Raw genomic sequence first — 14,150 nt, forward strand, 5'->3', positions numbered from 1 at the left:
CTTAGTCCGTGAGCGTGACCAGAACGGCCTGTGGTGGGCAGAAAAGCCGCACCGGGGCGAAGCGGGACTCGCCCAGGCCCTGGGAGATGTTCACCGGGACGCCCCTGTGGGAGATCAATCCCTTGCACATCGCGGGATCCAGGTCGCAATTGCTCACCAGCGCGCGGCCCCCGGGGAGGCAGACCTGACCGCCGTGGGTGTGACCCGCGAAGACGATGTCCGCACCGTGGGCGGCGAAACGGTCCAGCGTGCGTACGTACGGCGCGTGCGCCACGCCGATGCGCACGTGGGCCGGCCCGTCCTGGTCACGCGGGAAGCCCGGGTGCCGGTCGAAGCGCAGGTGGGGGTCGTCCACGCCGGAGAAGTCGATGACGGTGTCCGCAATGTTGAGCCGCTCGGCGCGGTTGATGAGCCCGGTCCAGCCGCGTTCGTCGAACGCGCGGTGCATGTCCTCGGTGGGCAACCGCGGGGCCTCGTCCGGTTTCTCGCCGCTCGTGGTGCGCCACAGGTAGCGCGCGGGATTCTTGGGCTGCGGCGCGAAGTAGCAGTTGGACCCCGGGACGTACACACCGGGGAACGCGAACAGCGGCTCCAGGATCTCGAGCAGGTACGGCAGGGCGCGCAGGTGCGAGAGGTTGTCACCCGTGTCGATCACGAGGTCCGGGCGCAGTGCGGCGAGCGAGTGCACGAAGTGCTTCTTGGCCTCCTGCCCGGGCACGGTGTGCAGGTCGGAGATGTGCAGGATCCGCACGGGCCGGGAGCCCTCCGGGAGCACACGCACCGTCTCCTGGCGCAGTTGGAATCGACGCCGCTCCCCGAGTGAGGCCCACGCGAGCGTCCCGGCGCCAGCGGCGAACAAGCCCGCTCCGGCCGCGGCGAGGGAGCGGGCGACCGGGGCGGATGCGGTGGAGTCCGCCACTACTTGCGCGCCGACATCACGCTGGGCGTCGGCGAGGAGAACCGGGAGGTGTCGTAGTCGGGGGCCACGGTGCGCATGTAGTTCTGCCACTGGCCACCCGCGTACGTGGCACCGTCCACCCACTCGGTACCCGAACCGCCGGTTCGCCCGCCGATGCTCAGGCCGTTGAGGGAGCGGGAACCGAACTCGTAGTTACCCACCCACGAGGCGGTCGCGAGGCCCTTGGTGTAGCCGAGCATCCAGGTCTGGGTCGAGTTGTCGGTGGTGCCGGTCTTGGCGGCGGAGGCATCCGGCAGCCCGATCGAGCGCTGGTACCCGGAACCGCGCACGAGCACCTGCTTGAGCACCTCGTTCACGCCCTGGGCCACCTCCTTCTTGATCACCTGCTGGCAGCTGTCACCGGGGACGTCGTAGTTCTTCCCGGTGTAGTCCACGACCTTGGTGACAGCGCGGGGCTCGCACATCACGCCGTCGTTCGCAAAGCCGGAGAAGGCACGCGCCATTGTCATGGGGGAGATGTCCACCGAACCACCCAACAGGGAGGACAGGACGGTGGTGTCCACGGGATCACCGGTCTTGCCGTCGTGGATGCCCATGGCCTTGGTTAACTCACCGATCTCGCACAGGTCCAGGTCCGCGGCCATGGCGTACAGCGCCGAGTTGATGGAGTTGTAGATGCCGTAGTCCACGTCCATGACCCGGGCGTATCCCTCGGTCGCGTTCTGGAAGCTGAACCCGTTGCCGTCATCACCCGGTTCGATCTTGTACCCGTTGGGCAGGCACGAGGCCTTCCAACGGAAGTCCGCAGGGTAGTGCAGACGACGCGCGTCCACGCTCGCCTTGATGCCCTTGCCCGCATTGATCCACTGGGCCAGGGTGAACGGCTTGAACGTGGAGCCCACCTGGAACCCACCGGCACCGCCCATGGAGCTGTCCACGTTGAAGTTGTACGTGGTGTTGGAGGTGCCCTCCGCGGCGGAGTAGTTGGTGTTCTGCGCCATGGACACGATGTGACCGTTGCGCGGCTCCAGGGAGACCAACGCCGTGGAGACGTTGTCCGGGTTGTCGTCCTTGGGCTGGGTCGCGTTCACCTGGGTGTCCGCGGCCCGCTGGGCCTTGGGGTCCAGGGTGGTGGTGATCGTCAGACCACCGCGTTGCAGCGTGGCCAGGCGCTCCTCCGGCGTGGCACCGAACGAGTTGGACTGCATGACCTGGTTCTCCACGTAGTCACAGAAGTAGGGAGCGGTCCGCGCGGCCGAGCACCCGGAACTCGTGGGGTGGATGTCCAGGTTCAGGGGCTCGCGGGCCGCCTGGTCCGCTTGCTGCTGCGTGATCGCGCCGGTCTGCACCATGGTGTCCAGCACCACGTTGCGCCGCTGCACCGAGGCCTCCGGGTTGACCTGCGGATCGTAGTAGTTGGGGGACTGCACCATGCCCGCGAGCGTGGCGGCCTGCGCGATGCTCAGCTGGGAGGCCGGGATGCCCCAGTAGTACTCGGAGGCCGCCTGCACACCGTAGTTCTGACCGCCGAAGAGCACGATGTTGAGGTAGCCCTCCAGGATCTCGTCCTTGGACTTCTCCTGCTCCATGGACAGCGCGAGCTTGATTTCCTTGATCTTATCCACGATGCCCTTGTCCGCGCCGATGGTGCTGGCCTGCTCGCCGGCCCGGACCTGCTGATCGATGATCAAGTTGTTCACGTACTGCTGCGTGATGGTGGAGGCACCCTGGCGGTTGCTGGGGCGCAACACGTTATTGCCCATGGCACGCACGATGCCCCAGGGGTCCACACCGCCGTGGTCGTAGAAGTCGCGGTCCTCGATGGACAGCAGCGCCTTCTTCATGTTGGGGGAAATCTGGTTCAGGGAGACCGGTTCCCGATTCTGCGCGAAGAACGTGGCGATCTCGGAACCGTCCTTGGCCACCACGGTGGAGGAACGGGAGAGGGGGCCCATTTCCATGTCCGCGGGAAGGGACTTGAACCAGCCGATGGACGCGTTGGCGGCCAGTCCGGCGGCCGCGGCGGGGGGAACGAGGAGTCCGGCTGCCACCACCCCGGCAACCACCGACACGGCGATGAACGCCACGATGTTGCCCAGTACCGAGGTGGGCTCGGAGCCCGAGTTGTTGCGTGATGCCATTGGGCCAGTCTATAGGCCGGGTCCTGTGCGAATCGTGTACCGGAGAGGGTGGCACACGGCCCGCGAACCTCGTGCGGGAACGCTCCCGGCGCGCTGCGGGGGGCGGGACCAGTAGGGTGGTGGCCATGACCACATGGGAATACGCCACCGTTCCGTTGATGATCCACGCCACCAAGCAGATCCTGGACAACTGGGGTGAGGACGGCTGGGAGCTCGTGACCGTCCTGCCCGGCACGCAGGCCGCGGACACCCCCGCGGGCAACGTGAACGCCCCCGTCCAGACCAACCCGATCGCCTACTTCAAGCGGCCCAAGAACTGACCCGCGGGGAAGAGGACATCATGGACAAGAGCTACGAAGACCGGCTCGCGCAGCTGGGTCTGGAACTGCCGGGCGTGGCCCGGCCGCTCGCGGCCTACGCCCCGGCCGTGGTGAGCGGGAAGCACGTCTACACCGCAGGCCAGCTGCCGCTGGTGTCCGGGTCACTACTCGAGACCGGCGTGGTGAGCGATTCCGGCGCCGAGGGGACCGTGTCCCCGGAACGGGCCGCCGAGCTCGCCGAACGCTGCGCGCTCAACGCCCTGGCCGCGGTGAAGTCCCAGATCGAGGACCTGGACCGGATCCAACGCATCGTCAAGGTCACGGGTTTCGTGGCCTCCGCGACCGACTTCTACGGTCAGCCCGCCGTGGTGGACGGCGCGTCCACCCTGCTGGGCCGGGTGTTCAGGGACGCCGGCGTGCATGCCCGCTCCGCCGTGGGTGTCAGCGTGTTGCCGCTGAACTCCCCGGTGGAGGTCGAACTGATCGTCGAGTTCCACTGACGATGAGCGGGGGCCGCGGGAACGAACGCATCTTCGCGGTGCCCCGCGCCTATTCCACGGCCGCCCGGGCCTGGATGGAACGGGGGTTGGGGTTGCACGGTTCCGCCCCCCGCCACGGCGCCGCCACCGTGTTCGTGCGGGACGGCGAGCACGGCGTGGAGACCCTCATGCTCCACCGCCCGGGCCGCCAGTCCATGGGCACGCTCTCGTTCCCCGGCGGGGTGTGCGAGACCAGCGACGACGAACCCCTGGACTGGCACGGCCCCACCCCCGCGCAGTGGGCCCACAAGGTGCTCTCGGAGGACATCGGCCGCACGCGTCGCAGCGTGGTGGCCGCCGCGCGCAAGGTGTTCGTGGAGACCGGGATCCTGCTCGCGGGAACCCCGGGTCACGGTGTCGCCGAGAGCGTGGACGGCGCGGACTGGATGACCTCGCGGGAACGGCTGGCAGCAGAGGAGTTCTCCTTCGCGGACCTGCTGGCCAAGCGCAGTCTCACGTTCCACAGCGAATGCCTCCGGCCGCTGTCCCACTGGATCACCTCGGACTTCATCCACCAGCGCGTGGACCTGCAGTTTTATTCGGCGGCCGTTCCCGTGGGCCAGCGCCCCGTGCCGCTGGCCACGCAGCGCGGTGTGGCGTGGCTCGATTGGGTGGACGCGCGCGCCCTGTTCGAGGACCCGTGGTCCACACCGGTGCCGGAGCTGTTCCGGCGCCAGTCGGAGGAAGCCAGCCTCACCGACGACCCCTGGCACTTCGACCTCAACGAGCTCACGACCCCCGGGGTGCAGTGCGCCCTCGAGGCGGTTGCGCACGCCGGCTCGGCGGTGGCGTTCCTCGCGGCCCGGCGGGACCTGCGGGTCAAGAGTCCCCGACTGGATCTGCGCGACGGCGAACCCGTCCTCGTCCTGGACGAGTGACCTCCCGGGTGGGTCGCGTCCCGCGCGCCCTCACGCACCCCGTACGCATCCCGTGTGAAAGGCGACGGCGCCCGTGGCGGGTGCCACGAGCGCCGTCGGCGGAAGAACCGGTGTCAGCGGGAGCGCTGCTTGAGGCGCTGCAGGTCCAGGATGACCACGGCGCGCGCCTCGAGGCGGATCCAACCGCGCTGGACGAACTCGGCCAGGGCCTTGTTCACGGTCTCGCGGGAGGCGCCCACGAGCTGGGCGAGTTCCTCCTGGGTGAGCTCATGCGACACCAGGATGCCGTCCGTGGCGGGGCGGCCGAACCGGTCCGCGAGGTCCAGCAGAGCCTTGGCCACGCGGCCGGGGACGTCCGAGAACACTAGGTCCGCGAGGTTCTCGTTGGTGCGGCGCAGGCGCCGGGCGAGCGCCTGCAGCAGCTGCGCGGAGACCTCGGGGGAGCGCTGGATGACCTTGCGCAGGTTCTCGTGCTTGAGCCCGTCCAGGCGGGTCTCGGACACGGCGGTCGCGGAGGTGGAGCGGGGGCTGGGGTCGAACAGGGCCATCTCGCCGAAGATCTCACCGGGACCCATGACGGCCACGAGGTTCTCGCGACCGTCGCTCGCGGTGCGCCCAAGCTTCATCTTGCCGGAGACGATGAAGTAAAGCTGGTCCCCCGGATCACCCTCGTAGAACAGGGTGGCACCGCGGGAGAGGTTCACCTCGGTGATCTCCTCGGTCAGAGCGGCGAACGCCTCATCGTCCAAGGAAGCGAACAGCGGAGCGCGGCGTAGGACGTCTGTATCCAAGGTAAAACTCCTCACGGATTGCGGATGAGCCCGGACAGGGGCACATGATCTGAGTACGTTCCATCGTAACGAATTTCACACCGCCCGGGCCCACCCCGCTGGTTATGCCCGGTGTGAACGCGCTGCGAGTTCCGGGTGTTCCCGCTCGTGTTCATCCACCGTTCACGATCCACGATTTACCCAGCCCCCCACCGTATGCTCGGCTGAGCACGCACCCGATCCCCGCGTGTTCCCCCTCCGTGAGGACTTCGATGACCCTGTCCCTGAACATCCTGGACGTGCTGCTGATCGTGGCGCTGGTGGCGTATCTCGTCGCAGGGCTGAGCCGAGGGTTCTTCCGCTCGTTCGCGTCCCTCGTGGGGCTAGTGCTCGGCGCCGTGGTGGCGTTCTGGGCCGGCCCCGTGGTGTCCGCGTACGTCTCGGACGAATGGCGGATCCCGGCCGTGCTGCTCACCGTCCTCGTGGCCCTGGCACTGGGTCAGTGGCTGGGGTCGATCGCGGGTAACGCCCTCGCGCGGATCACCGAGAGGACGGGACTGGGGATCCTGGACCGCGTGGGCGGCGGGGTGCTCAACGTGGTCGTGGCCGCCCTGGTCATGGGGCTCGTGGGTTCGCTCGTGGGTCAGCTGGGCCTTCCCGCACTGTCCCAACAGGTCGCGTCCTCGCAGGTGCTGCGCGGTATCGAGCGGGTCACCCCGGAGCCCGTGCGCCAGGCCATGACACAGACCCGCAACGCGATCAGCGGCGCCCAGGGCATCCGGCAGCTGGACGAACTGCTCTTCCCGTCCCAGGCCGCCCCGGACCCCACGGACACCCCGGACACCCAGAGCGTCGCGGACGCGGGCCAGTCCGTGGTCCAGGTCTACGGCACGGCCGCCCAGTGCGCCCAGAACCAGACGGGTTCGGGATTCGTGGCGCAGCCCGGCACGGTGGTGACCAACGCCCACGTGGTCGCGGGCGTGGACCAGCCCGTGGTCCAGACGCGCGACGGTCGCGTCTACCGTGCGCAGGCCGTGCAGTACGACGCCGCGTCCGACCTCGCGGTGCTGCGCGTCCCCGATCTGCCCGAGGCACCCCTGGCCCTGCAGAGTTCGGTGACGAGCGGACAGACCGTGTCCTTCGCGGGCTACCCGCTGGGTGGTCCCTATACGCTGCGCCCGGCCACGATCCAGGGTCAGGCGGTGGCCCCCGTGCAGAACGTGACCACGGGGCAGACCCAGACCCGCAGCATCATCCAGATCGCGGGCAATGTGGAGCAGGGCAACTCGGGCGGTCCGCTGCTCAACGCGGACGGTGAGGTCGTGGGCGTGGTCTTCGCCAAGGCCGTCACGGATCAGGTGGGGTATGCGATCCCCGTGGCTCGTGTCACCGAGATCCTCGCCGCGGCGGGGGACTCCACGGAGTCCGTCCCCACAGGTCAGTGCGTGGTGTCCTGAGCGGACATCCTGTTGGTAGCAGCTGAACACCGACAAGCAGCGGCTGAGCACCGATGACCGGCGGTCGAGCACGCACGAGCGGTGGCCGGGTACCGAGTGCGCCAGCAGGGAGGCGCGGTCCGGGGCCAAGAACGCATTCAGGGGATCACGCAGCGGGCGCAGGTCGTACTACACGTCGTGGAGGTACTGCGGTTGCCACAGGGCAGTGACGAACCAGTCCTCGTCCGCCATGCGCCGGTCGACCGTGTCGATGATGGCCCGCGGGTCACCGATCTCCTGGCGCCGCCCCAGCGCAGCCAGTCCGTAGGCCTCGATGAGTTTCTCGGAGCGCATGGTCAGACCGGTCCCGGGCATGGTCCCCTGCGCGGTGAGCGTGGTCATCCGCTCGGCCACCTCGGGTCTGGCCAGTTCCTGCAGGGACGAGACCAGGTCCTCCGGGACGTGGGCCGGAACGCCCAGGAGAACATGCACCCCTCGAAGAGCACCGCGGCTTCCACGCACGTGTCCTTGACCTGCTCCCAGTGCACCTCGTGGCCGCCGGGCAACCACGCATCGGCGAACAGCTCCACGCCCCCGGCGGCGGCCACCTGTTGGAAGGACTCATCGATGCGCCTGTAGACCAGGGGCACACCGGACCGTGGATCTGCTGCGGTCAGGGTGCGTCCTAACTCTCGATGTTCTTACCCAGTTCGTTGGCGATCACCTGCACGCCCAGTTCGTACCCCAGGACACCGGCACCGGCGATCACGGCCGTGGCCTGCGGTGACACGAAGGACGTGTGCCGGAAGGCCTCCCGGCGGTGCACGTTGGAGATGTGCACCTCCACGATCGGCATCTCGCACATCTCCAGGGCGTCGTGCAGGGCCACGGAGTAGTGGGTCAGCGCCGCGGGATTGATCACGATCCCGCATGCCTCGGTGCGCGCCCGCTGGATCCAGTCCACGAGCTGCCCCTCATAGTTGGACTGCTCGAACACCACGTCCAGCCCGTACGACTGCGCGCGGACGCGCACATTGCGTTCGACGTCCGCAAGGGTCGTGTGCCCGTAGATCTCGGGCTTGCGGGTGCCCAGGGTGTTGAGATTGGGCCCATTCAGGACGTGGATCGGCAGCTCACTCATGGCTCCATTCAACAACACGGTCACGTGGAGCGACACGGCACCTCCGAACAAGGCGGCACCGACCAACAGTGCGGCACCGACGAACAGTGCGGCGTCGTCGAACACCCTGACAACACCGGACGACGCCGCCACGATGACCTCTTCACGCGAGGCACCGCAGCGGCGTCGCCCGCCGGGGCCGGGGTTACTTCTGGCCGAGCGAGTCCACGATCTGCTGCATGACCGTCTGGTCCGCGAGCGTGGAGACGTCACCCACGGGGCGGTCCTCGGCGACGTCCTTGAGCAGACGGCGCATGATCTTGCCCGAGCGGGTCTTGGGCAGCTCGGGTACGATCAACACCTTCTTGGGCTTGGCGATCGGGGAGATCTCCCGGCCCACGTGCGCGCGGATCTCCTCGGCGAGCTCGGCGGCGTCCCGGTTCTCGGCGGTGGCCTGGTCCGAGAGGATCACGAAGGCGAAAACCGCCTGGCCCGTGGTCTCGTCCTGGGCGCCCACCACGGCGGCCTCGGCCACGGACGGGTGGGAGACCAGCGCGGACTCGATCTCGGGGGTGGACAGGCGGTGGCCGGAGACGTTCATGACGTCGTCCACGCGACCCAGGATCCAGACGTCCCCGTCCGCGTCCCGCTTGGCGCCGTCGCCGGCGAAGTACTTGTCACCGAACTGGCCCCAATAGGTGTTGACGAAACGGTCGTCGTCCCCCCAGATGGTGCGCAGCATGGACGGCCACGGCTTGCGGACCACCAGGAAACCGTCGGTCTCGTTGGGCAGGGAGTTGCCGGCGTCGTCCACGACGTCCACCGCGATCCCCGGCAGCGGGACCTGCGCGGAACCGGGCTTGGCGTGGGTGACCCCGGGCAGCGGGGAGATCATGATCGAGCCGGTCTCGGTCTGCCACCACGTGTCCACGATGGGGCAGCGCTCGCCGCCGATCACACGGTGGAACCAGGTCCAGGCCTCGGGATTGATGGCCTCGCCCACGGTGCCCAGCAAGCGCAGCGAGCTGAGGTCCCACTCGCCGGGGATCTCCTCACCCCACTTCATCATGGTGCGGATGGCGGTGGGGGACGTGTAGAGGATGCTCACGCCGTACTTCTGCACGATCTCCCAGAACCGGCCGCGGTGCGGGGAGTCCGGGGTGCCCTCGTAGATCACCTGGGTGGCGCCGTTCACGAGCGGCCCGTAAGTGATGTAGGTGTGGCCCGTGACCCACCCGACGTCCGCGGTGCACCAGTAGACGTCCGTCTCCGGCTTGAGGTCGAACACGTTCTTGTGGGTGAACGCCGCCTGGGTGAGGTAGCCGCCGGTGGTGTGCAGGATGCCCTTGGGCTTGCCTGTGGTGCCGGAGGTGTAGAGGATGAACAGCGGATCCTCGGCGTTCTGCTCCGAGGGCGTGTGCTCGGTGGAGGCGTTCTCGGTGACCTCGTGCCACCACACGTCACGGCCGTCCTGGAACGCGACCTCCTCGCCGTTGCGCTTGACCACCACCACGTGTTGGACGGAGCTCCCGCCCTTCTCCAGGGCGGCGTCCACGGCGGGCTTGAGCGTCGTGGGCTTGCCGCGGCGGTAGGAGCCGTCCGCGGTGACCACGAGCTTGGCCTCGCCGTCCTCGATGCGCGAGCGCAGGGCATCCGCGGAGAAGCCGCCGAAGACCACCGAGTGGATCGCTCCGATGCGCGCGCACGCGAGCATGGTGACCACGGCCTCCGCGATCATGGGCAGGTACACGGCCACGCGGTCGCCCTTGCCCACGCCGAGCGCCTCGAACGCGTTCGCGGCCTTGGAGACCTCGTCCTTGAGCTGCGCGTACGTGTAGGACGCACTGTCCCCGGGCTCGCCCTCGAAGTACAGGGCCACGCGGTCCCCGTTGCCGGCCTCCACGTGGCGGTCCACGGCGTTGTACGCGGCGTTCAGGGTGCCGTCCTGGAACCACTTGGCGAACGGCGGGTTGGACCAGTCCAATACCTCGGTGAACGGGGTGGACCACGTCAGCAGCTCGCGGGCCTGGTCCGCCCAGAACTCCTCACCCTGCTCCTTGGCCCGCGTGTACAGCTCCGCGGTGGCGTTGGCCTGGGTGGCGAACTCCTCGCTGGGTGCGTAGGTCTTCGACTGGGATGCTGCGGATTCCGGGGACATGGTGCTCCTTACCTGGGCCGTCTCGTGCCGCTCGCGGGCACGTGGTTCAGTTCACATTCTTGTTCTCCAGCGTAGTCGAGGTTCCCGCCCGTGCTCGATCCATGGCGGCCGGTGTCGCGCGCACCGTCACGGCGGCCGCGCGGTTTGACCCCCGCCACGGCGGCCACCATGATCGAGGACATGGACTCCCCGGCCGCCGCTGCCCACGTGCGCTTCGTGCCCCCGCGCCAGGCCGAGCAGGCGGCCGCGCGGCGTCGTCGTACCGGGGGCGAAACGCGGTTGGCGACGACGCGGCGCGCGCGGCGGATCCAGCGCGAGCTCGTGCGCAGCTATCCGTACGCCGTGGCGGAATTGGATTTCGACGACTCGTGGCAGCTGCTCGTGGCCACGGTGCTCTCCGCGCAGACCACCGACGTGCGCGTCAACTCGGTAACGCCGGGGCTGTTCGCCGCATACCCCGGGCCTTGGGAGCTGGCCGAGGCGCCGGCCGAGGACGTCGAGGAACGGGTGCGCTCGCTCGGGTTCTACCGGTCCAAGGCGCGTTCCATCCAGGGGCTGGCCACGCGGATCGTGGACGAGTACGACGGCCGCGTCCCGGGTACGCTCGCCGAGCTCGTGACCCTGCCCGGCGTGGGGCGCAAGACCGCGAACGTGGTGCTCGGTAATGCGTTCGGGGTCCCCGGGATCACGGTGGACACGCATTTCGGCAGGCTCGCGCGCCGCTTCGGCTGGACCGACCAGGAGGACCCCGTCAAGGTCGAGACGGACGTGGCCGCCCTGTTCCCGCCCGCGGTGTGGACCGAGCTGTCCCACGAACTGATCTACCACGGCCGGCGGATGTGCCACGCGCGCAAACCAGCGTGTGGAGTGTGTCCGGTCGCGGATCTGTGCCCCTCCTACGGCACGGGCCCCACCGATCCACTGGCCGCCCGGAAACTGTTGGCCTACGAACTCGCCCCGGGCCGCGAGGAGCTGCTCGCGGGCTTCCTGGCCGGGCGCACGCGCCGCGAACTGCGCGCCGACGGACACACCCTCGGCGCGTGAAAGGACTTCGCATGACCCCCTCCGACCCTCACGGGGCCGACCCCCGTGATCAGCTCGTGGAGCTCGCCCGGCACGGTGATTCCGTGATCATGCACGACCGCGAACCGTGGCGGATCGGCGAGCTGGACGAGAACCATCGGCACTCCGCGGTGCTCATCCTCTTCGGCGCGCTGGACGCCGTGCCCTCGCACTACGCCGAGCACACGGACGGGCCGGGACGTGACCTGGACGTGCTGCTCGTCCAGCGCGCCGCGACCCTGCGTGCCCACCCCGGCCAGGTCGCCTTCCCGGGCGGGCGCCTCGATCCGCCCGACGGCGAACCCGGCACCTTCCTGGACGTGCCCGGCGGGCGCGTGAGCGCACCCCATATCCGGGCGGCACTGCGGGAGGCCCACGAGGAGACCGGGGTGGACCCGGACGGCGTGGAGGTCCTCGGTGCACTGCACCCCGTGCCGCTGCCCGTGAGCAACCACCTGGTTACGCCCGTGATCGGCTGGTGGCGCAGCCCGTCCCCCGTGGACGTGGTGGACCACGCCGAGTCCTCCCTGGTGTTCCGGGTGCCGGTGCTGGACCTGATCAACCCCGCCCACCGGTACTACGCGACCGTGACCCGCGGGCAGCACACCTACGAGTCCCCGGCATTCGACGTGAGCGTGGCGGACGTGGCCGAGCCCATCACCGTGTGGGGGTTCACCGGCGTCATCATCGACCGCGTGCTCGACTGGCTCGGCTGGTCCGTGGAGTGGGACCGCTCGATCAAGCGCCCCGCGCCGAGGTTCGGGCCGAAGGCGTAACCCTTTCAGCGCCGTTCACCCTCGGTCCCCGTCGAGGCGCATGGTGCGGACGGTCCGCGAGGTCACCAGCAGGACGCCACTCAGGAGCGGGACGTCTCAGCGTAATGCCGGTGCGCGCAGCCGCGGTCACTTCGCATCCGCGTACGACGTCACCACCGTCGTGGCCACCGGGACCGCCACGGGTACCCTGCCGAACACCGTGATCACCGCTTGTTCGGCCGCCTGCGTCACGAGGTCCCGCACCCGGGGCGCATGCTGCTCGGCACAGTGGACCATGACCTCGTCGTGCAGGAAGAACACGAGCTGTGCGTCCAGGCCGGCGTCGTGCAGACCCTGTCGGATGTGTCCCAACCATGCGAGCGCCCACTCGGCGGCCGAGCCCTGGACCACGAAGTTCCGGGAGAACCGGCCGTGACCGCGCGCGGCCTGGGTGGCCCGGCGCTCGCCGGCCTGGGTGGCCGTGGCGCGCTGCACCTCAAACCATTCCGCCCCGGGAACGGGTGACCAGCGGCCCAGGTAGGTGCAGACCTGGTGCCCCAGCTCGCCCACGCGCGCGGCGTGTTCCACGTAACCCACGGCGCGCGGGAACATCCGGGCCAGGTGAGGCATGAACCGCCCGCCGGCCCCGGACGTCGCACCGTACATCGCGCCCAACAGTGCGAGCTTCGCGTGCGCCCGCTCCTTGAGTTCCGAACCGCGTGCCTCGCCCTGCAGTGCGATGGACTCGTAGAGGTCACGGTCGCGCGACGCCTCGGCCAGAGCGTCGTCGCGCGCGAGGATGGCCAGCACGCGCGGCTCGAGCTGGGCGGCGTCGGCCACGACGAGCGCGCGGCCGGGATCCGCGCGCACGGCGCCGCGGATGTACTTGGGGATCTGCAGCGCACCGCCGCCGCGCGCGGCCCATCGTCCGGTCACGACGCCGCCCACGACGTACTCGGGGTGGAAGCGCTCCTCCCGCACCCAGGTGTCCAACCAGTGCCACCCGGTCGCGGAGAAGATCCGGGAGAGTTTCTTGTACTCGAGCACCGGTTCCACGATGGCCACGCGCTGCTCCTGCGGCCGGCCGTTGACGAGGGCCCAGTCCTGCAGTTTCCACGCGCGCGTGGTGTCCACGTCCACCCCGGCGTTGCGCAGGGCCTTGAGCAGCTCCACGGGGGAGTCAGGGTTGAGGGTGGGGGCGTCGAGCACGTCACGTACCCGCCGGGCGAGTTCCTGCATGCGCGCGGGCCGCTCCTCACCGACCGGGCGGGGGCCGAGCAGCTCCTCGAGGATCTCCTCGTGGGCCCGGGGGCTCCAGGGGACGCCGTGGTGGCGCATGTCCGCGGCCACCAACGCGCCCTGGGACTCGAGGGCCAGCAGGCGTTCGATCCGCCGGGGATAGCGCGCGGTCTCGCACGCCCGGTTCTGCGCGGCGAGCTCCGCGATCAACTCGTCCGTCCCGGGTCCGCGCTGCTCGACGACGGCGAACAGCGACCCCTGGCTGCTCGGTTCGGCCGGGGCGCGTGGACCGGGCACGCGGCGCGGGTCCGCGGGTTCGATCACGGGACGGTAGTCGAGTGGGCGGGGTTCGTCCGACGTGGGATCGGGCGCGCCGGATCCGGGGGCGGTCGCGGCCGTGGCAAGGATCGTGGCGCACAGTCCCAGGTCCCGGCAGCGGGTCACCCACACGCCCGCGGCGAGCAGCAGTGCGGCGGGGACGGAGGTCTCGAGCCACGTCCACACGGGAGGCACCACGCCCGCGGCACGTGCCGCGTTCTCGCGCCGGGCGACCTCGAAGGCGAGGCCCTCGTCCGTGACGGTGTGCGGCTCCCCGGCGGGCTTGCCGTTCGCGGAGACCACCCGCAACACCCAGGACCCGGGCTCTGCGGCGGCCACCACGATGTGCATGCTCCCAGTATGGGGCGTGGATCGGGTACGCCCGGGCCCCCTGGCGGAGCCGCGCGGGATAGACGTAGCGACCTGCATCACAGAGACCTAGTGACAATTGAATACGCGTTACTTCGAGGAGTGACATGAACGTTCACAACGAGG

13 protein-coding genes are annotated in these 14,150 nt (G+C 69.4%); 6 read left to right on the plus strand and 7 right to left on the minus strand.

Annotation, left to right across the window (positions count from 1 at the left end):
* Position 1 precedes the first annotated feature (1 nt).
* Together RF650_RS05160 and RF650_RS05165 are read right to left on the minus strand one after the other, a co-directional pair.
* Positions 2–919 (minus strand): metallophosphoesterase, encoded by a 918-nt coding sequence (locus tag RF650_RS05160; protein WP_368814269.1) that lies wholly within the window; start codon positions 917–919, stop codon positions 2–4.
* Complete coding sequence (locus RF650_RS05165; protein WP_368814270.1) at positions 919–3,060, minus strand: transglycosylase domain-containing protein; 2,142 nt, start codon at positions 3,058–3,060, stop codon at positions 919–921. Before RF650_RS05165 ends, RF650_RS05160 begins: the two co-directional genes overlap by 1 nt.
* A 125-nt stretch (positions 3,061–3,185) precedes the next feature.
* Here RF650_RS05165 and RF650_RS05170 point away from each other — a divergent pair, with 125 nt between their 5' ends.
* The 3 genes from RF650_RS05170 to RF650_RS05180 are packed head-to-tail and all read left to right on the plus strand — an operon-like array spanning position 3,186 to position 4,797.
* Positions 3,186–3,380: a DUF4177 domain-containing protein gene (locus RF650_RS05170; protein WP_035965209.1), complete on the plus strand. Its 195-nt coding sequence runs from the start codon at positions 3,186–3,188 to the stop codon at positions 3,378–3,380.
* A 20-nt stretch (positions 3,381–3,400) separates the two neighbouring features.
* Complete coding sequence (locus RF650_RS05175) at positions 3,401–3,880, plus strand: RidA family protein (protein WP_368814271.1); 480 nt, start codon at positions 3,401–3,403, stop codon at positions 3,878–3,880.
* Positions 3,881–3,882: 2 nt separating this feature from the next.
* Positions 3,883–4,797, plus strand: coding sequence for a hypothetical protein (locus RF650_RS05180; RefSeq protein WP_131332364.1), 915 nt, complete (start codon positions 3,883–3,885; stop codon positions 4,795–4,797).
* A 113-nt stretch (positions 4,798–4,910) separates the two neighbouring features.
* Here RF650_RS05180 and RF650_RS05185 read toward each other — a convergent pair whose 3' ends face one another.
* Positions 4,911–5,588 carry a Crp/Fnr family transcriptional regulator gene (locus RF650_RS05185; protein WP_368814272.1) on the minus strand — a complete coding sequence of 226 codons (678 nt, stop codon included), beginning with the start codon at positions 5,586–5,588 and terminating at the stop codon, positions 4,911–4,913.
* A 251-nt stretch (positions 5,589–5,839) separates the two neighbouring features.
* Here RF650_RS05185 and RF650_RS05190 point away from each other — a divergent pair, with 251 nt between their 5' ends.
* Complete coding sequence (locus RF650_RS05190; RefSeq protein ID WP_085106206.1) at positions 5,840–7,024, plus strand: MarP family serine protease; 1,185 nt, start codon at positions 5,840–5,842, stop codon at positions 7,022–7,024.
* A 168-nt stretch (positions 7,025–7,192) separates the two neighbouring features.
* Here RF650_RS05190 and RF650_RS05195 read toward each other — a convergent pair whose 3' ends face one another.
* From RF650_RS05195 to acs, 3 genes are all read right to left on the minus strand, one after another.
* Positions 7,193–7,495, minus strand: coding sequence for a glycine betaine ABC transporter substrate-binding protein (locus RF650_RS05195; RefSeq protein ID WP_368814273.1), 303 nt, complete (start codon positions 7,493–7,495; stop codon positions 7,193–7,195).
* A 193-nt stretch (positions 7,496–7,688) separates the two neighbouring features.
* Positions 7,689–8,144, minus strand: a complete 456-nt coding sequence (gene aroQ, locus RF650_RS05200) for a type II 3-dehydroquinate dehydratase (protein WP_064846707.1) — start codon at positions 8,142–8,144, stop codon at positions 7,689–7,691.
* 184 nt (positions 8,145–8,328) lie between these two features.
* Complete coding sequence (gene acs, locus RF650_RS05205) at positions 8,329–10,281, minus strand: acetate--CoA ligase (protein WP_368814274.1); 1,953 nt, start codon at positions 10,279–10,281, stop codon at positions 8,329–8,331.
* A 180-nt stretch (positions 10,282–10,461) separates the two neighbouring features.
* Here acs and nth point away from each other — a divergent pair, with 180 nt between their 5' ends.
* Positions 10,462–11,325 carry an endonuclease III gene (nth, locus tag RF650_RS05210; protein WP_368814311.1) on the plus strand — a complete coding sequence of 288 codons (864 nt, stop codon included), beginning with the start codon at positions 10,462–10,464 and terminating at the stop codon, positions 11,323–11,325.
* Positions 11,326–11,336: 11 nt separating this feature from the next.
* Positions 11,337–12,119 (plus strand): CoA pyrophosphatase, encoded by a 783-nt coding sequence (locus tag RF650_RS05215; protein ID WP_318545299.1) that lies wholly within the window; start codon positions 11,337–11,339, stop codon positions 12,117–12,119.
* 126 nt (positions 12,120–12,245) lie between these two features.
* On the opposite strand, the gene RF650_RS05220 is transcribed toward RF650_RS05215, so the two are convergent.
* Positions 12,246–14,006, minus strand: a complete 1,761-nt coding sequence (locus RF650_RS05220) for a bifunctional 3'-5' exonuclease/DNA polymerase (protein WP_368814276.1) — start codon at positions 14,004–14,006, stop codon at positions 12,246–12,248.
* Positions 14,007–14,150 lie beyond the last annotated feature (144 nt).

Source organism: Kocuria sp. CPCC 205297, from assembly GCF_040981035.1.
GTDB classification, from domain to species: Bacteria; Actinomycetota; Actinomycetes; order Actinomycetales; family Micrococcaceae; genus Kocuria; species Kocuria marina.